Here is a 21,535-nt window from a genome sequence, read left to right as displayed (position 1 = left end):
AGTATGAATTTCATCAGACGCTTACTAAAGAACAATCAGGTGAAGCAGGCACCACCTGTGCCAACTCCTGATATTGCCGTTGTCGGCATTTCGTGCCGTTTCCCGGATGCCCCTGACTATGCTACCTTTTTCAGTAACCTGCAGCAGGGGAAGAATGCGATACGGGAGATCCCGCGCAGCCGCTGGGATATTGAAAAATATTATTCCCCGGAAGCTGGAGCGGTGAATAAAAGCATCTCTAAATGGTGTGGATTGCTGGACGATGTTACCGGCTTTGATAACCGCTTTTTCGGGATCTCTCCGCGCGAGGCGGCTTTGATGGACCCACAGCAGCGGCTGTTATTGCAGGAGGCCGTTCATTGTATTGAAGATGCGGCGATTCCGATGGCTCGTTTGAGAGCGCTGCAGACAGCGGTCTTCATCGGAGTGATGACCATCGATTATATGAATGAAGTGGCTGGTCCGCAGGTAGAAACAGAAGGTTACTCCACCTTGGGTAACTACGAGTGTATGCTGGCGAACCGGCTGAGTCATTTCCTGGGTTTCCGCGGTAAAAGCCTGGCCATTGATAATGCCTGCGCTTCTTCACTGGTGGCATTACACGAAGCAAAGGCGTCATTGCAGAGAGGTGAAGCGGATTATGCATTAGTGGGTGGCGTTAATCTCTGCCTGCATCCATGGAAATATATCTCCTTTTCGAAAGCGAGAATGCTGAGTCCTGACGGGCAATGCAAAACATTTGACAAAGATGCGAACGGATATGTGCCGGGAGAAGGCATCGGCCTGGTATTGCTGCAAAGACTGGATGATGCCGTTGCATCCGGTAATCATATTTACGGGGTTATCAAAGGCTCTGCGGTGAATCATGTGGGCAGGACGGCTTCCGTTACGGCGCCTAGTGTTGCCGCGCAGGAGCAGCTGATCCTGACAGCCTGCAAAGATGCCGGTATATCAGCGGAAACGATCACCTATGTGGAAGCACATGGTACGGGAACATCCCTCGGTGACCCGATAGAAGTGGAGGCGCTGAGCAGGGCTTTCCGGACGCTTACTGACCGTAAACAATTCTGCCATATCGGGGCGGTAAAAACAAACATTGGTCACCTTGAAGCTGCGGCAGGTGTGGCGGGCCTGATTAAGGTACTGATGATGATGAAGCACGCGCAGATTGTACCTACCTGCAATATCGGGGAGCTTAATCCATTGATAGATTTTGACCGGTCGCCTTTCATTGTTGCGAAGCAGGTTGCTGACTGGAAGCGTAATGGCGCACCGCTGCGTGCCGGTATCAGCTCATTCGGGATGGGCGGTGCTAATGCGCACGTAATTGTGGAAGAATACCGGCAACATACACCGGCGCAATATCCGGATAAAGTATTTCCCTTCCTCTTATCTGCGAAAAGTAAGGAAAGCCTTTTGTCGATCGCTGAGAAATGGAAACATGTTGCCGTACCGTCACTGGCTGACAGCAGTGCGTCACTGGCCACAGGGCGGGAACATTATCCCTGGCGGCTGGGAGGCGTGGTGAACCACCATACAGACATCCCACAGCTGTTGATGAATGCAAGGACGGCTGCGCATAAACCCGGCTCCTGCGCCTTGCTGACGGGGCAGCTTCAGGCGGAAGGGTTTCAGGCAGTGGCAGTACTTTGGGAACGGCTGGAATTGTTCCGGCAAACTGTTCATACGCTATCGATGCTGGCGGGGTCGCCGAGACTGGGTAAAAAGCTGTATGCCGGTTTTCAGCAAGGGCTGTGGGAGCGTGTATATATCCCGCTTTACCGGTTTATGACAGGTTATGCTGTTTGTCAGTGCCTGAAACAAGCAGGGCTGCCAGTTGACCTGATCTCCGCCGGCGAAGGGGAGGGCGCCTTACTGCTGGCAGCTGTCTGTGCAGAAGTGATACCGGTGGAAAATGCCGTTACTGCATTATTACAGCCAGGGCCGCTGGACACATTGTCTGGCCGCAGGCCTGTTATCCCTTTTTATGATGCGGCGGTTGAGCAATTCGTATATCCGTTCAGGTTATCTGCGGGTTATCTGCCGGGATTATTACAGCATCTGACCGCATCGCCGGCTATACTGGCAGCATATGCCGGAAAGGCACGTGTGCTGCTGCAAGGTCAGCATACATTTATCCGGCTTACAGACGAATGGGAGCCGTTGCTTGCAGCGAGGGGATTATCTGTAAAAGACCTGTTAAAGAAAGAAGAAACCGGCAGTAACAGCAGTCGCGAAGGGCGCTTGTTGTTATTACTGTTGCTATATACTTTTTATCGCCTGTTTGCCAAATGGGACTTACAGGACAAGATACCGGATGATCATTGGTATACGATGATCTGCCTGTTGCGTGACCGCATGCTGAACAAAGAACAGACTGTATCGTTGCTGCTGGATGACCAGCCGGCATTTGAGGAGATCAGGCAGGAGCTGGAAGCGAGGCTCAATGAGCCGGGGAAGAAATCCTACGGAGGATTGTTGCAACCCGATACGGCAGATGTTGTGCTGAACAACGCGCGTACTGTTACCAGGCAGTTACCCGAAGGCTTTCAGTGGATCAGTGTTGGCAGCCCTGGTAGCAGGAAGGGAGCGATCCGTGAAGTGACGCTGGATATGGAGAACTGGGTAAGTGTGCTGACATCACTCTGGACGGATGGCTATGATATTAACTGGAACCATTTGTATCCACAGGGCACATTCGGTAAAGTGCCTTTGCCGGGGTACGCTTTTATACCGGAGCAGTTCTGGGTGAATAAGACATTATCACCGGAACCTGTGGCGCCAGAGCAGGCAAAGAATATTTTATATGCCTGCCAGGAATGGCGCCACCAGCCATTAACAACGGTTGGCGGATCATATCCGCTCACCTGGGCGCTGGCGGAGGGACAAGATTACAGGCCGGTATCGGGAGATGTGATACGGCTGACCGCGCAGCATTATTATCCCGCGTCTGCTGATATACCATCGGGTCTGGTATATATGCCGGCCGTTGGAGCAGCTGTATACCCGGCAGAACAAGTCCGCCTGTTTTTGATATTCCTGCAATCCCTGGCAGCACGGCCGCTAAAGGCGCTGTTGCCTGTCTTCTTTGTTTACCGGATGCAGGATGATAACGGAACGGCGGGCTATGACGCATTGATGGCATGCGGCTCGTCGCTGCTGCTGGAGCAGAAAGATGTGCAGGTAAACATCATTGGTATAGCTGCCGGTATCGATGACGCCAGTCTGGTGCGCGTATTGCAGCAGGAGATTCATCATGGCAGTAAGAACCCCCGGTTGGTACATTACCGTAAAGACGGGCAGCGTTACAGCTATGGCTGGCGCGAAGTGCAAGCGGCGCAGGGGCATCATCACTTCGATCAGCAGATCCGTGATAACGGCGTTTACCTGATTACAGGAGGAGCCGGACAACTAGGTTGGGAGCTGGCTATACGCCTTGTACAGCGTACAGGCGTACACGTTATTATATGCGGGCGGTCCGCAAAGGATATTACGGGCCATGCCAATATACATTATATCCAGGCAGACGTAGCGGATGAAATAGCCACTGCAGCATTGGTGGATGCCATCAGAAAAAGATACGGCATGCTTAATGGCATTTTCCATTGCGCTGGTATTCTCCGCGACAGTATGTTCAGGCAGAAAAGCATAGCCTCCTTCGGGGAGGTGGCGGCTGTCAAGGTAAAGGGAGCCATTCACCTCGACGAATATACGAAGCATGACCAGCTGGATTTCTTCCTGCTGTATTCATCTGTGGTAGCGGTGACTGGCAATTATGGACAGACCGATTACGCCTATGCCAACAGTTTCCTCACTCACTTTGCTGCCTGGCGGAACAGGCGTCTTGCTGCCGGTGAGCGCTCTGGTAACAGTTATGCGCTGTTGTGGCCCCTGATGGAAACCGGTGGCATGAAAATTACGCAGGGAGCCGTTTCTGTGCTGGACCCGGGCAATGGTTTTGAGGCAGCTTCCGGAGAAGATGCACGTCTTTTCCTGGATCAGCTTTTTACTTTGCGGCAAGATGCGTTGTTGTGCGTGAAAGGGGACCTGGAAAGATTGCGTAGCTGGATTGATCCACCGCAGCAGGTTACCGTTGATGCTGTATTGCCGGTGTCTGAAGATTTATATCTCGCGGCGGTATTGCTCGTGCGGAATATTTTCGGAGACCTGCTGCATGTAAATCCGCTTTCTCTTGAAGATGACAGCCGTTTCCAGGAACTGGGCGTAGACTCTATTATCATCAATCATTTTAACGATAAACTGGAAGCATTGCTGGGCAGTGTTTCCAAGACATTGTTGTTTGAGCACAGCTCTTTGCAGGAGCTGGCGGCGCATTTGTCAAAGGCCTACGCTTCGCAGCTCCGGCATCATCAGCAGCGGGAGCTGCCTGCTGAAACAGTATCTGTACCTGCCGCCATTGTTATTGAGAAGCATGAAGAAGTGACAAAGCCCCGTACGCTTACTGAAGAAGCAGGCCAGGTACAGGATATTGCCATCATTGGTTTGCATGGCAGATATCCAGGTGCTGCCAGCCTGGAACAGTTCTGGGAAAACCTGCGCAGCGGCCGGGAGAGCGTAACAGAAATTCCGGGTGAGCGATGGGACTACCGGGTGCATTACCGGGAAGGTGTTGCTGCTTTCAATAACGGTGACGTATATGCGAAATGGGGCGCCTTCCTGAAAGACGTGGATAAATTTGATCCGTTGTTTTTCAGTGTATCTCCGCGGGAAGCCGCGCTGATGGACCCACAGGAACGCATTTTCATCGAAACGGTGTGGCATACGCTGGAAGATGCGCAGTACCCGCCGGCCCGTATTGCGGCATTAAGAAATGAGCGTGCTTCCTGTAATGTGGGTGTCTTTGCGGGCATTACTACTTACACTTATAACCTGTTGGGGCCGGTGGAATGGGAGAAGGGGAATCCTGAAATACCCAATGCATTGCCCTGGACACTGGCGAACAGAATTTCCTATCTATTCGATCTGAAGGGCCCCAGCATGCCGGTTGATACCGCGTGTGCTTCTTCGCTCACTGCCATTCATCTGGCCTGCCGCAGCCTCCGGCAGGGGGAATGTGAAATGGCTATAGCTGGCGCTGTAAACCTTTACTTACATCCTTCAAAGTACGCCTGGCTGTGCCAGATGAAGATGCTCTCTCCGCGCGGGCAATGCAGCGCTTTCGGACAGGATGCTGATGGCTTTGTGCCGGGAGAGGGCGCAGGGGCGGTATTGCTCAAGCCACTGGCGGCCGCGTTGAGAGACAATGATAAGATCTATGGCGTGATCAAGGGAACGGCTGTTAATCATGGAGGCCGTACCAATGGCTTTACGGTGCCTAACCCTAATGCGCAGGCAGACCTGATTGCAGCAGCCATTAAGGAGGCGGGTATTCCCATCGCTTCTATCAGTTACATAGAGGCGCACGGAACGGGTACAGCGTTGGGTGATCCCGTGGAGATGAGCGGACTGCTGAAGGCATTTCAGGGGCATCCCGGAGGCTGCGCTGTAGGATCGGTGAAATCCAATATCGGCCACCTGGAAGCCGCTGCGGGTATGGCGGGGCTCACCAAAGTGCTGTTGCAGCTGAAACACCGTCAGCTGGCGCCTTCGTTACATACTGCTGTGCTGAATCCTAAACTGGATCTTACCGGTACGCCTTTCCGGATACAGCAGCATGCCGGCGAATGGGACGTGTTACCGTCATCATATCCACGGAGGGCTGGTATCAGCGCTTTCGGCGCAGGAGGCGCCAATGCCCACATCATCGTAGAAGAATATACCGCACCGCCGGCTGAAGTGCCTGTGGTTGTCAATACACCGCAGCTGATAGTTATATCTGCAAAAGATAAAGAAGGACTCGAACGCTATCATGCTTTGTTGCGGACACAACTGGAACGGCTACACGAGACAGCCGATTTTTCCCTGGCAGATTGGGCGTGGTCACTGCAGACAGGCCGGGAGCCATTGGAAGAGCGGTTGGCTTATGTAGCAGAAAATGCCGGCGACTTATTACAGCAAATGAAAGCCTATCCGGTTGAAAGTATAAATCGCCGGGAGAATAATATCCGATCCGGGAAAACAAGAAAGCGACTGGAACAAGAGGGAACAGCCACGGATCAGGAAAGTATATTACAGCATTGCAGGGAGAGGAACCTGCATTTGCTGGCCACGTTGTGGGTATCAGGTGTCGCCGTTCCATGGGAGGCGCTCCATGCGCCTTCCCGGCACCCCCAATCCCGCCGGATAGACCTGCCATTGTATCCTTTTGCTGCAGAAAGTTATTGGTTCGGGGAGTTGCCAGCTGAAAAGCTGCAGCAGGAAAAGGTGGCAGCCGGTCATCCTTTCCACATCACCGTAGAAAAATCGGAAGCAACATCTTATACCTGCAAGGCAGTACTGGAAGACAAGGCCTTCTACCTGGATGATCACTATGTAGGGGAGGATCGCATCTTTCCTGCAGTAGGCTATATTGAAATGGCGCGCGCTGCTTTTGAACTGGCCGCAGGTGTGAAGGTGGCATCCGTGAAAAACAATGTATGGCCTGCAAGTATTGTATCTGTTACGGATACTACCACAGTGCTGATTGATTTCACTAAAGTAAAAAACGGGTGGGATTACAAAGTCAGCTCGCAGCTTTCGCACGACAGGATTACTATCCACGGTCAGGGAAAAATTATTCCGGCTGATCAGCAGCCCGCATCAGCCGGCGCCACTGCTTTCGACATCAACAGCATTGCCGGCCGTTGTCAGAAAACAATTGACGGCGCTGTCTTTTATCCGCGGCTGTACAACCTGGGGCTAAGACTAGGGAAGAGTTTCCAGGCGGTGCGACAGGCGCGCTTTGGTGAAGAAGAAGCCTTGTCTGTGCTAGAGCTGCCTGCGCATCTGCAAACGGATTATCACCGTTACAACCTGCATCCTGCGATGATGGACTCCGCGTTGCAAACAGCCCTGCGGCTGTTGGATAACCGCCGGGAATTGCAGCAGTTGAATATCCCGTTTACGATAGGCGAGATAGAAATACTGGATGCGATACCTTCCCGTTGTTACGCATATGTACATGCTGATAAAACAGCGGCGGCCGGGAAGGTCAACAAGTACCAGGTACATATTATAAACGGCGAAGGCCGGCTGCTGGTGCGGATAAAGGACTTCGTATTAAGACCCTATGAGTTGCCCGGTAAAGAAAAGGCAACCGGATACTTTTATCAGCCGGTGTGGCAACCGGCGTCCTTGCAGCTGCAGGCTGCATCGTTACCGGCAGGTACTGTCTTATTGTTTGACACAGACGAACAGTTATATACGCATTACAGGCAGCAACTCCGGGCGGGTACCTCCCTGGTGTTGATAAAACCGGGAAATGCTTTCCGGGAGCTGGCTCCGGAGGTGTATGAAATCAATCCGCTCAACATGGCAGACTACCTGCAGTTGTTGAAGCAGCTTGTGAATCCGTCGCCATCTATCACGGTACTGCATTACTGGTCAAAGTTCCGGGGGGATCATGAAACGCTGCAAGCGGGATTGGATCATCCTTTCCTGGAACGGGGCTGTTATGCTGTATTGTATCTGCTGCAAGCCTTTATGCCGCAGTATAAGCAACTGGCGCTGTTCTATGTCTATGAAGAAGATGCAGCTGGTATAGACTACTACAGTCCTGTGTCTGGCCTGCTGAGATCTGCTGCATTGGAATACAGTGATGCCAGGTTCTGTACCATTGGAATAACGGCCGGATCGGCTGCTGTAGCTAAGTTACCGGAGATACTGACTAATGAGATACAGTCGTTTCCCGGAAAGATCAGGCAGGTGCGATACGACAAGGACGAACGTTTTCTGTTGTTTACAAGTCCTGTTTCCCTGACCCCGCCGGCGTTGCGTGCGCAACACAAAGGAGTTATACTCATCACCGGTGGCGCAGGTGGCTTAGGGCAGATCTTTGCGCGTTACTTTGCGCAATACCCGGATGTAACGGTTGTACTTACAGGACGCAGACCTGTTCCGGAGAACCTGCTGAAAGAAAACATCCGATATCACGCCTGCGATATTACACAACCCGCTGCAGTACAGGAAATGGTGGCAAGGATTCATACTGAGTATGGCGCTGTTACAGGATTGATACATGCAGCAGGCGTATTGGCAGATGCATTTATTGCAAATAAAACCCTTGCCCAGATCCGGAGTGTACTTGCACCGAAACTATTGGGATTACAATATCTCGATAAAGCGTTGAAAGATTCCCCGTTATCATTTTGCATGCTGTTTTCTTCGACTGCTGCCGTTATGGGTAGTGCCGGGCAGGCAGACTATGGCTACGCCAATGCTTTCATGGATACGTATGCCTTGTACCGGGAACGGTTGCGTACAAAGGGATTGCGGCAGGGAAGAACAGTATCTGTTAACTGGCCCTTGTGGAAAGAAGGCGGTATGCAGGTGCATGAAGAAACGCTGGCCTGGATGCAGTCGTTCATGGGCATTACGCCGATCAGCACTGCAAGCGGCATAAGCGTATTGGAAACGGCGCTGGGCGCAGCTATTCCGCAACTGATGTATGCGGAAGGAAATGCGGAGCGGATCACACAGTTGCTGAACAGGGAAGATCAACCGAAGAAGACAGTCACTGTTGCGGCGTCTGTGCCTGTCACTTCAACAGACTGGCATGGCGCTTTACAACAGATATTACGGGAAACGGCAGCAGGCATACAAAAGATGGAACCAGGCAGACTCCATGTGAATTACGATCTCACAGGGTATGGTTTCGATTCTGTGGCGTTCACCAAATTATCCAACAGCATCAATCATCTCTTTGGTATCGATATAACACCCGCTGTATTTTTTGAGTATCCGGATATTGCATCACTGGGGGCTTATCTAAGGGAAAGTTTTGCAGAAGACCTGTCTGCTTATTTCCGGCCGGCTGCTACTGTTGCTGCACCCCTTGCTGTAGCGGCATTTCCGGGAACGGTTGCAGCAGGAATACCGGATCAATTGCAAGCTGCTGTTATCGCATGTGTAGCAGATATTGCGAAGATGTCTGCTGAGAGAATCAACCCGAAGTATGATCTCAGCAATTACGGACTGGATTCTATCGCATTCACGCGACTGGCCAATCAGCTGAATCAGTATTACCAGGTGGAGATTACACCTGCTATATTCTTCGAATACTCTACAGCTGCCAGTCTTTCTCAGCATCTGCTGGATGAGTATACAGAAGAAGTAATGACGGTGCATGGAAAGGTTGTTGAAGCAAAACCCACAGCTGTTGTGCAGGAAAATATTACCACTGCCGCAATGCCCCCGGTAACGAATTTACAGGAGCCTGTAGCGATTATTGGTATGGCGGGGGTATTGCCACAGTCGGAAAACCTGGCGGTATTCTGGGAACACCTGCTCAATGGGGACGACCTGGTTACAGAGATACCTGCTGACCGTTGGAACTGGCGGGAGTACGATGGTGATCCGGCGAAAGAAGAGAATAAGACCGACAGCCGGTGGGGTGGCTTTATCCCCGACATTGATAAATTCGATGCAAAGTTCTTCGGTATCTCGCCGCGTGAAGCTGCATTGATGGACCCGCAGCAGCGTGTTTTCCTTCAGGTGGTGTATCATGCACTGGAAGATGCGGGCTATAAGCCTTCCCAGCTGCACGACTACCGTACAGGGCTATACGTAGGCGTGGCTACCCATGACTATTATGAACTGCTGAAGAACAGCCATATACCGGTGGAAGCATATACCACTACGGGCATGTTCCATGCTATTCTTGCCAACAGGGTATCTTACCTGCTGAATCTCACCGGGCCGAGCTTTCCTATAGATACTGCGTGTTCCGGTTCCCTGGTGGCTATCCGTAGCGCCATTGAAGCCATCCGCTGCGGCAGTTGCGATATGGCGGTTGCCGGCGGCGTTAACTTCCTGCTTAGTCCTACGATCTATATCTCCTTTGCAAAAGCGGGGATGCTAAGCCCTGACGGACGTTGCAAGACCTTTGATGCCAGTGCCAATGGCTACGTGAGAGGAGAGGGCGCCGGTGCGGTGATATTGAAATCATTAAGCAGGGCTGAAGCTGACGGTGATCATATCTATGCGGTCATCCGTGGCAGCGCGGTCAATCACGGCGGGCGTGTAAACACGATGACTGCTCCCAATCCGAATGCGCAGGCTGAATTGATCATGCGTGCGATGGAAGAAGCCAAAGTAGATCCTGCCACGATCACTTATGTGGAAGCACATGGAACAGGCACCAGCCTGGGAGATCCGATAGAGATCAATGGTTTGAAAAAAGCTTTCCGTGAACTGGCGAGAAAATCCGGTAAAGCATTGCCTGAAAACTACTGTGGGATCGGATCGGTAAAAACGAATATTGGCCACCTGGAATCAGGTGCTGGTATAGCAGGACTTTTCAAATTGCTGCTTGGTATGAAGCATGGGTTATTACCGGCTACGATTCATCAGAAAGAACAGAACCCTTATATACAACTGGAGCATACGCCTTTCTATATTGTCCGTGAAAAGCAGGACTGGAAGAGGTTACGTGATGCATCCGGGAATGAGATTCCCCGGAGGGCGGCACTTAGTTCATTTGGTTTCGGCGGTGTGAATGCGCATCTCGTTGTTGAAGAATACATACCGGCGCAGAAGAGCGGTAGCATGCTGCCTCAGCTGGTGGTACTGTCTGCGGGGAGCGAAGCTGCGTTGAAACAATATGTAACTGATTTTATTACATGGCTGAAGCCATCGGCATCGGGCGCATCCGGTAACAGTGAAACTGCGGATCAGCTGAGAGCCAGTGTGGCAGCTTACCTGCATGTGTCGCCGGAAGACATTGACCTGTATCAACCGTTATCAGAATACGGCCTGGATGGCGTGCATCAGTTAAAGCTGGGCGAACTGATAGCAGATACTTTCAACCGGAATATCCCTACTCACGAGCTCTCAGCGCTTACCTGCCTGGCGGAGGTGCTGGATTTGGCGGGACCGGGCCCGGAAGTTGCGACTGTCGCCGCGTTGGACCGGATTGCATTTACGTTGCATCATGGCCGTGAGGAGATGGCGGTGCGCCTGGCCATTGTAGCAGCGGATACAACTGCGCTCTTACAATCGTTCCGCAGATTCCTGGACGGTGAAAAGCATTCGCCAGTATTATCTTTTGCTATACTGGATGAAGATGAAACAAGAGAAGATATATCCCAGTTGGTGATTAAGGCATCACTGGAGGCGCGTGATCTGCATAGCCTGGCTAAATACTGGCTGAGCGGCGCTGCTATTAATTGGTCCTATTTATACCCTGACACAAATCCAGGAAGGATAGCTTTGCCTGTTTATCCCTTTGAAAAGCAGCGCCACTGGGCGCCGGTGGCCTCGCCAGTTGTAAAAGAAACGCCGGTGTTAAAACAACGGCTGTGCGGTAAACAGCACGTTGCGGTGAGCAATGACCAGGTAGTGGTATTTGAGTATGTTTTTAAGGCGGAGGATACGCTGATAAAAGAACACCAGGTAAATAACGAGTGCCTGTTGCCGGGAGCTGCTTACCTGGAGATGCTGTGCGGCGCCATGGCGATACTGCATCCGGACCGTGTGTTTAGTATTACCCGGGTGGTATGGTTGTCGCCATTGGTGATGAAAGAACAAGAGATAATGGCGTTTACACGCATGGAGAAGCAGAAAGACGGATACTGTTGCCGGATTTCCAGCGGAGAGCATACGCAGCACTTTATCGCCTATACGCATTTCACGGATAGCCGGGAATTGCCGGTGGAGGAGCACTGGAAGGGATTACAGCAGCAGGCATCCGTTGTTTTACCGGGAGAAAAAATATACGATGTCTTTGCTAAGAACACATTCGAATATGGTGAAAGTTTCCGGAGCATCAACACTGTCTGGATTGGTAACGGAGAGGCGTTAGCGCTGGCAGCGCCGGTAGCAAAGGCGCTGCGGGCATCATCATTTGAATTATCGCCTTATCTCATGGATGCGGCATTGCAGTGTATGTCGCTGACCAGTGCCAGGTTCATCACCGGTGAAGAGTTGCTGAAGTTGCCGTTTTCTGTTGAGAAGATAACGCTCTTTGCGCCTTTGTCTGATGTGATGTATATCCATGTGAAGAAGAAAGGTGAACAGGTATTTGATGTGGTATTGCGAAGTGAGAAGGGAATAGTAGCAGCCGTGTTGGAGGATGTCAGCATCCGCGGGTGGAAATCAGGATCTGATCTGCGATTCTATGAACCTTACTGGCAGGCGGCAGCTTTGGTTGCTGAAAAGAAAGCGGCTTATTCATCAGGAGTGCTGATCGTTTATGTGGGGCAGACGATGGGGTTAGAGAAAGAAGTGGGAAGAATGTATGCAGAAGGTTCCGTGAAATACCTTCAACTCTGTCATCCTGCTGAACCACGAATGAACGGCGCTTTGATGGTGGACCCGGCCGACGGTGAATTATTGCGTGCCTGTATAGCGGGTGCCGGCGCGGCGGATACGGTGTACTTCATAAATGGTCCGCTGTCAGCAACCGGTGCCGTCTCCTCTTCGTCGCAGTTGCTGGAACATGTTTATCATCATACCATTATCGCATTATTCCGGCTCATAAAAATCTGGAATGATCTTGACCGCCTGCAATCCATGACTGCCTTCAAGGTGGTGGATGTAAACCTGTTGTCTTCGGGTGGGCCATTAGGAGTGCCTTTTGGCGCTATGTTGCATGGATTTACCAAATCAATGGCAAAAGAATACCGTCACATCGCCCTCAGTAATATCAGCGTGGAGATTCATCCGGCGGCACCGTTGGGGAATATCCGGGAAGTGGCGAAAGCACTTTTCCGTGAACCAGGTCATCCGGAAGGGAATGAGGTGAAGCTGACGCCCACGGCGAGATATGAGCAACTATTGCGGCCCGTTACACCGCAAGGATCAGACAAGCCGCCTTACCGTGAGAAAGGGGTATACCTGCTGGCAGGCGGCGGGGGTGGCATTGGTATGGCATTCAGCAGGTACCTCGCACAGACGGTACAGGCGCGGTTAGTATGGCTTGGCCGCAGCGTGCAACTTACTGCAGAACAGGAAGAGACGGTGGCAGAGATCCGCAGGATGGGAGGAGATGTGCTCTATCTGTCAACGGATATTACGGATGAAAGCAGTATCAATACGTCTGTATCCAGGGCTATAGCGCATTTCGGACGGATTAACGGAGTTGTACATACGGCGTTATCGCTTCGCGACAATATTATCGACCTGATGGAAGAAGAGAGTCTCCGCAGGGTACTTGATCCAAAAGTAAAAGGTGGTTATCTGCTGGGTAAATGTTTCATGACGGAGCCGCTGGACTTTTTCCTTTTCTTTTCTTCCGCACAGTCTTACACTGGTTCTATGGGGCAGAGCAATTATGCAGCGGCTTCCACCTTTGAGGATGCGTATGCCCGCTGGCTTGGGGCGCAAACGGCATATCCGGTAAAGGTGATCAACTGGGGGTACTGGGGGAGCGTAGGAGTGGTGTCGGGTGCATACTACAGGAAGCAGCTGGAGCTGCAGGGTATTTTCCCTATCGGCACCAGAGAAGGTATCACTACCATTGGGAGGATACTGGGCAGTGCTTTGCCACAGGTGCTGGCTATTAAAGCGGAAAAGACGGTGTTGGAAAAGATGGGATGCCGTGAGCCGGAAACCGTTGCTGCAGGCGGTATTAAAGATGCCGTCAGGTATGTAGAGAAAATGGGAAGGCTGTTGTTATGGAAGTCGTTGAGAGAGATGGGATTGTTTGTACAACAGGAAACCCTATACGAAATTAACGGATGGTTCACGCGCTCAGGTATCCGGCCGGTGTACCGGCAACCGCTTACAGCGTGGTTGCTGATACTGGAAAAGGCAGGCCTTATAAAAATAAAGAACGGTGTGGCGGCTATCCGGCGGGAACTCAATGTGGCGGCCATAGAGCAGGAGGTTGCAAAATTGGAAAGTATCAGGCAGCAGATTGCAGCCAGGTATCCTGTAGTGAGAGATACGCTGTATACAGTATGGGAATGTCTTACTAACCTTCAACATATATTAAGCGGCAACACGCCTGTAAAACCCATACTGGGAGCAGGCAGGCAGCTTCGCGCCGCACAAATTGAAATACAGGCGGCGGAGCGCATCAAAGATCTGCTGTATCAACAGGAAGAATCCTGGCAATCGGAAAGCGCCAGGATTCTGGATCTCGGCGGAGATAACGGCATCTTCCCACAGCAGTTGCTGCAAAAACTACAGATGCTGCCTTTCCGTGTGGAATATGTCTATACAGGCACTACGGAACAACAGCTCAGGGAATTGCAGGACCGTTACGGGGCAGCCTATCCGTTTGCACGGTTTGTGCAGCTGCTTCCGGATGAAGATCCTGGATCGCAGGGGTTTACAGCCGGATACTATGATCTTATCATCTGTACGCAGGTATTGCATTCCACCCGCTACATCAGGCAGTCGCTGGAATACATGCGGCAGTTGCTGAAGCCCGGTGGTTGCATTGTGATTACAGAGACGGTAACAGTGAGAGAGTTCCACTATTACACAGATGCTTTGGAGGAAGCGTGGTGGAGGAACGAAGATAAGGAGCATCGCATTGGAAACAGTGCGTTGTTATCTGCCGCCGGATGGGAGAAAATACTGGAGCAATCCGGTTTCCATCATATCAGGATACCTGGTGCTGACGGATTGTTGCACCAGGTGATCACTGCCATTTCCCTGACGGAAGTTGTTATTGCCGCTAATGGCGGAAGTATCAGCATTATTGCACAGAACGGATAAAGCTATTCTATTTATAAAACCTATTTAACATGTCCCCCGAAAAATCACAAGCGTTCATCAGGCAACAGGTGCTGGAAAGCCTGTCGGCCGTGCTTAACACGGCTACTTCGGAAATCGGATGGACAAAGCCGTTTTCAACACTTGGCCTTGATTCCATTATTGGCGTGGAGCTGATCAACCGGTTAAACCAGGCTTTGGGTATCGTACTGAAAACGATCATTGTCTTTGATTATCCTACCGTTAATACATTGAGTAGTTACATCTACGAATCATTTGGCAGCAGGATACAATATCCCGCGGAAGAACCGGTTGCACCGCCTGTAATGGCAGGTATCCGGCAGCCGGAACCACAGCTGCAGCAAGAGATCCCTGTGGCTGCGCCGGTAGTGGTTAACCATGACCTGGATAGCTTCTTCAATGAGGCAGATACTTTTAACCTGGATATAGAAAGCGTGCAACCGTTAACGTTAGAAGACAATTTTCCGGTGGCGCCACCTGTTTCGAAGGAAGCGGCTGTTGTTGCGGATGATAATGATGCAACAGCGAAAGCAGATGATACGCATCCTTATAAAGGCGTGTGGCTGAAGAGACCTGGCAGCATTACCGGTATTGAAATTGTAAACCTGCATCCTGCGGCGCCGGGAGACGATGAAGTACAGATACTGGTGAAGGCCTTTCCTGTTAATTTTTCTGATTTCCTTTTATTGAGAGGGTTATACCCGGTGATGCCTGATTATCCTTTTGTGCCTGGTGCGGAAATGGCGGGGATTGTATTGCAGACGGGGAAGAATGTAAAACGGCTGAAACGTGGCGATGAAGTGATGGGGCTTACTACTGTGAAGATGGGAGGACAGGGAGCTGTAGTAAATACCGATGAGACATTTGTGGTGAAGAAGCCTTCCAATATTACTTTTGAAGAAGCGGCAGGCATACCGGTGGCATTTGTGTCTATGTACATGGCACTGGAAAGAGCGCAGGTAAAGCCGGGTGATAAGGTGCTGATTCATGGTGCTGCCGGGACAAACGGATTGATGGCCGTGCAACTGGCGCAACAGGCAGGAGCAGAGGTGTATGCTACGGTAAGCACTGCTGAGAAAGCACGCTTCCTGCAAGACGTGGGCGTAGCACATATTATCAACTATGCTACCGGCAATTTTGCTGACAGGATATTATCACTTACGGGGGGATATGGAGTAGATGTAGTGATCAATACTATTTCTGTTGAGACGATACAACCGAGTTTAAATATACTGGCGCCAGAGGGCCGCTACGTGGAACTGGCAGTGTTTGGTCTTCAGGCTTCAGGACCGCTTCATCTCGGACACCTGATCAGTAACCAGGTTTTTATCAGCCTGAATGTCAAGAAATTTTTCCTGCAACATCCGGATAAAAGACTGGCTTACCTGGATACGATGGCTACTTACCTGCGCAGTGGGAAGGTCAGGCCGTTCATGCATCGCATCTTCCCGTTCTCTGCGGTGAAGGAAGCCTACCAGGTGAAGCAGGACCGTAATACGATCGGGCGTATTGTTGTCAGCATGCCGTCGGTAGCTGTGTCATCACCGGCCGGGGAGGCGCCTGATAAATCACCTTTGCAGCGGGAGATCGCTGTGATCGGCATGGCGGGCAGGTTTCCCGGTGCGGCAGATGTGCATGCCTTCTGGAATAACCTGGTCGACGGCGTAGATACTGTGCATGAAACGCCTGCTGACCGCTGGAACAATCATCAGTTTTATGATCCGGACCCTGCGAAGCTGGATAAGACGTATTGCCGCTGGGGCGCGTTTCTTGACGACATCGATAAGTTTGATGCCATGTTCTTTAACATTGCGGCGAGCGAGGCTGCCTTGATGGACCCGCATCAGCGGTTATTCCTGGAGGAGGCTTATCATGCGCTGGAAGATGCAGGCTACAGCCGTGCTACGCTTGCGGGTAAACGATGCGGTGTATACGCTGGCTGCGGGGCGAGTGATTATCTGCTGAAGATGAGTAAGCAAGGTGTTACTAAACAGGCGCAGTCGTTCTGGGGTAATGAGGCATCGGTGATCGCTTCACGCATTTCCTATTTCCTGGATCTTAAAGGCCCTGCTATTGCGGTGAATACAGCCTGTTCATCGTCGCTGGTCGCCATACATACCGCTTGTCAGAGTCTGCGGCTGGGAGAGTGCGAGATGGCGCTGGCGGGAGGTATCTTTATCAGCACTGACCCGGACTACTACATTGTTGCCAGCAATGGTAATATGTTTTCTCCTGATGGCCGCAGCAAGACGTTTGATAACAGTGCAAATGGTTTTGGGCCGGGAGAAGCAGTGGGCGTACTGTTATTGAAGCCGCTGGATGCAGCGCGCCGCGATGGAGATCCGGTGTATGCCGTTATCCGTGGATCTGCTGTGAACCAGGATGGCCGTACCAATGGGATCACTGCCCCGAGTTCGCTTGCACAAACAGCGGTAGAACTGGAAGTATATCAGCAGTATGGTATTGACCCGGCTACTATCAGTTATGTGGAAGCGCATGGCACGGGTACCCGCCTGGGTGATCCGGTGGAAGTGGAAGCGCTGACAAATGCATTCAGGAAATATACAGACCGTCAGCAGTTCTGCGGGATTGGGTCTGTAAAAACCAACATCGGACACACGGCATCTGCGGCGGGCGTAAGCGGTGTTATTAAGCTGCTGATGGCGCTGAAACACCAGCAGTTGCCACCTTCCCTGCATTTTCATCAGGCGAACGATTATATAGATTTTGTTAGCAGTCCTTTTTATGTGGTGGATAAGCTGCATCCCTGGCCGAAACAGCCGGATGGCCCCAGGCGTTCTGCTATCAGCAGCTTCGGTTTCAGCGGTACCAATTCACATCTTGTGTTGGAGGAGGCGCCTGATGATCTTTACCAGCCTGCTGTTTCTCTGCCTGCCTGCCTGGTGCCATTGTCTGCCGAAACTGCCGTCGCGCTGAAAAGAAAGCAGGAGGACCTGTTGCGTTGGCTGCAATACCAGGAGGTTGATGCAGATATTGCTGCCGTTGCCTATACCTTACAAACAGGAAGGGAGCACTTTACCCACAGAACTGCATTTGTGGCCCGTTCTGCAGGGGAGCTCCTGCAACAGTTACAGGGCAGGGTATCTTCTTCCAATATGGTAACTTCGGCCGCAGCTATAAACGGAATGACAGAAAATATCCGTCATCAGCTCTCTTCTCCTGCAAGTTATATCAACAGTCTGCTGCTCTTACGCGATGCCTACGTAAACGGTTACACGCCAGACTGGACTGCGTTGTATGATGGAGTGCTGCCCCGCCGTATATCGTTGCCGGGTTATCCTTTTGAGCGGGAGCGTTATTGGCTGCCTGATGCAACACCCGCGTTACATCCGTTGCTTACTGATGATCTCTCAGACCATGAGACAGAAACGGTACTCCGCGGTGATGAATACTTTCTGACTGATCACCTGTTTCATGGGAATAAAATACTTCCGGCTGCGGTGATGATTGAAATGGCCAGAGCTGCCGGTCAGCGCTTATCCGGCCGGCCGCAGGCAGAGATACTCGCCTGTTCACTGTTGAAGCCGGTGATCGTTACTGCACCCGTTACGCTTTCCACAAAAATAATGTCCCAGTCTGACGGCAGTCAGCATTTCGATATCAGCAGCGGGGAAGGAGGAGCAATAGCGCTGTATGTTACCGGCGTACTCATGCCATCCCCGCTGACAGTAACGATAAGGGATATACGTCAGCTTGCGGCGGTTTGTCCCCACAAGGCAGATATAGAACAATGTTACCGGCTCTTCAGTCTGAAGGGGTTACAATACGGCCCCGCCTTCAGGTGTCTGCAATCATTGCAGACGGGTGACGGGCAGGCTTTTGCGAAGCTCGCGTTGCAGCAGGGCATACAGCCCGGCAGCTATCCCGTGCATCCTGCGTTGCTGGATGGTGCGTTGCAGCTGGTGATCGCCATGGAAACCGATGCAACAGATACATTGCTTCCCTATCATTTCAATAAGATCACTTTCACTGGCGCTACAGCGGGACATGAAATATATGCTCATTTGTGGCAGGAACCCGATCATAAAAATACACGCCAGTTGAAGCAGTACAATATAGATGTGTTGAACAGTGCCGGTGAACTGGTGGTGTCGATGCATACGTTCAGCATAAAGAACATCAGGTCAGTTGCTGATAATGACGGCGCGTTGCTGGATCGCGCAGCCGCCTTACTCGAAGAATGGGATGGTGACGCACTACAGCTGTCACAATTAGAAACCCTCATCAACAATATTTATGAATAAATCACATGCTGCTGAAATAAAACAATTACTGCTGAATGTTAAGGCCGGGAAACTGACGGCTGATGAAGCAAAAGTATTACTGCATCAGTACCGGGAGCCTGTATCTGGCGGCGCTTTGGAAGATAGTAACACACCTGCTGCCGAGGGAAGTACTTACAAGCATGCACTGCAATTGCTGATTACTGCGCTGGAAGAGGAGATCAATATTCCGCCGGCAAAGATCCGGGCTGATCTTCCTATGGAAAAGTATGGCCTGGATTCCGTAATGGCTATTAACCTGATCCGCCGCCTCGAAATAAAACTGGGGGAGTTACCGAAGACATTGTTTTACGAATACCAGACCTTGCAGGAAGTAGCGGAATATCTTGCCACCCATGCTGCTGCATTACTGGATGTTCCGGCACCGGAAAAACAAGAGCAGGTGGCGGTTACGGCTCCTTTAACTCCGGGACTACCTGCAACTGAATTGTTTGCTGATCATGATATCGCTATTATCGGCGTAGCTGGGCGTTACCCGATGGCAGCCGATCTGAGTGAATTCTGGCAACAGCTGAAGGCAGGAAAAGATTGCATCAGCGAGATACCCGCAGAGCGCTGGCCTGCTGATAAATATTTCAATCCTGACAAACATGCGGACGGTTCCACTTACAGCAAATGGGGTGGTTTTCTGCGGGACATCGACAAGTTTGATCCATTGTTTTTTAACATCACGCCGAAAGAGGCTGCCCAGATGGATCCGCAGGAACGCTTGTTCCTGCAGACCATCTGGCATACGCTGGAAGACGCCGGATACACAAAGAAGCAGCTATGGGGAAAAGCAGTTGGCGTGTATGTAGGATTGATGTATTCGCAATACCAGTTGTTGGGAGCAGAGGAGAACAGCAAAGGCAACATGGTGACACCCGGATTTTCATACGCTTCCGTAGCGAACAGGGTTTCTTACTTTTTCAATTTTAAAGGCCCCAGTATGGCGGTAGACAGCATGTGTTCCTCTTCACTTACCACCATTCACCTGGCCTGTGAGAGTATCCGCAGCGGCGAATCTGAGATGGCATTGGCTGGTGGTGTGAACCTCAATCTGCATCCCGCCAAATACCTGTACCTGAGCCAGGGAAAATTTGCATCCAGTGAAGGGAAGTGCCGGACCTTCGGAGCAGGCGGCGACGGTTATGTTCCGGGCGAAGGAGTGGGGGCAGTGCTGCTGAAATCAAGAGCCGCCGCTGAAAGAGATGGTGATCATATCTATGCCGTAATAAAAGGGAATGCCATTAACCACGGTGGCAAAACAAACGGCTACACTGTACCTAACCCGGTGGCGCAAACGGAAGTAATCTCACGTGCATGGCTACACGCAGGCGTACCGCTACAGGCATTGAATTATATCGAAGCGCATGGTACCGGTACATCCCTCGGTGACCCGATTGAAATGGCAGGATTGGTGCAGGCACTGGCCGGTTCCGGCATTAAAGCACAGTCATGTGCCACCGGTGCCGTTAAATCCAATATCGGCCACCTGGAGTCTGCCGCGGGCATTGCCAGCGTTACCAAAGTGTTGTTGCAGCTAAAATACCGGCAGCTGGTACCTTCCATTCATTCAGCCAGATTAAATCCGCATATCAGGTTTGAAGAAACGCCTTTCTACGTACAAAGAACATTAACGTCCTGGGATCAGGTATCTATACAGGAAGGCGGCACGGCTGTGCTTTATCCGCTCACCGCCGGTATCAGTTCATTTGGAGCCGGTGGCGCAAACAGTCATCTGGTGTTACAGGAACATATCACCACCTTGCAGGTCGCATATACTGACCCGGTGCTGATCGTATTGTCGGCCCGCACAACGGCTGCATTGGAACAGTATGCGCGGGATACCATTGCCTGGTTACAGCGGGAGGAAGATGAACTGCTCCGCGCATTGCCGGGATTTTTATACAACCTCGCGTATACGCTGCAAACCGGCCGGGAGGCCTTTGCAAACCGGCTGGCGGTGAAGACACACAGCGTATCGCAGCTGTTACAGCAATTACAAGCTTTCCTTTCTGCCGCTCCGGCAACTGATGTCTGGTTCCATCATGCTTCAGACGACGATACACCGGTGCAGACACCTGTTGTAAAAGAGATGGCAACATTCGCAGCTGCCTGGGTGAAGGGCGCTGTCATTGACTGGCGCCAGCTTTATGCAGGTACATCACCTGCACCACGCCGTATCAGCGGGCCACTTTACCCCTTCGCAAAAGACAGGTACTGGATAGAACAGGTAAAGGACAACAGGCAAAATACACATGTTGCCTTACATCCGTTATTGCATCGCAATATTTCTATATTAGGTACGCAACAATTTGAGAGCACATTTGATACCTCGCTTTTTTATCTGAATGACCATCGCTTCCGCGCAGTCCCGCTGATGCCAGGCGCCGCATGGGTGGAGGCTGCACGGGCTGCCAGTGAATTGTCTGTACATGCCGGTGAAGCAGTGCAGCTGAAAGATGTAT

Annotated in this window: 3 protein-coding genes; all 3 read left to right on the top strand. The window is 51.5% G+C overall.

Annotation, left to right across the window (positions count from 1 at the left end; genetic code table 11):
* Window positions 1-3: 3 nt before the first annotated feature.
* A complete protein-coding gene (locus VM802_RS13360; RefSeq protein ID WP_325531230.1) occupies window positions 4-14,763 on the top strand; it encodes an SDR family NAD(P)-dependent oxidoreductase in 14,760 nt (4,919 codons plus the stop codon).
* A gap of 29 nt (window positions 14,764-14,792) precedes the next feature.
* Window positions 14,793-19,046: a beta-ketoacyl synthase N-terminal-like domain-containing protein gene (locus tag VM802_RS13355; RefSeq protein WP_325531228.1), complete on the top strand. Its 4,254-nt coding sequence runs from the start codon at window positions 14,793-14,795 to the stop codon at window positions 19,044-19,046.
* A partial coding sequence (locus VM802_RS13350) for a type I polyketide synthase (protein WP_325531226.1) occupies window positions 19,039-21,535 on the top strand: 2,497 nt, incomplete at its 3' end. The genes VM802_RS13355 and VM802_RS13350, both read left to right, overlap by 8 nt.

The organism is Chitinophaga sp. (assembly GCF_035538455.1).
Lineage (GTDB): Bacteria > Bacteroidota > Bacteroidia > Chitinophagales > Chitinophagaceae > Chitinophaga.
The sequence above is the reverse complement of the archived record's forward strand: the minus strand, read 5'-3'. Positions and strand labels throughout refer to the sequence as shown.

Excerpts from the sequence above, each read along its gene's own strand:
- VM802_RS13360 (WP_325531230.1), top strand. The coding sequence starts at position 4 with ATGAATTTCATCAGACGCTTACTAAAGAACAATCAGGTGAAGCAGGCA.
- VM802_RS13355 (WP_325531228.1), top strand. The coding sequence starts at position 14,793 with ATGTCCCCCGAAAAATCACAAGCGTTCATCAGGCAACAGGTGCTGGAA.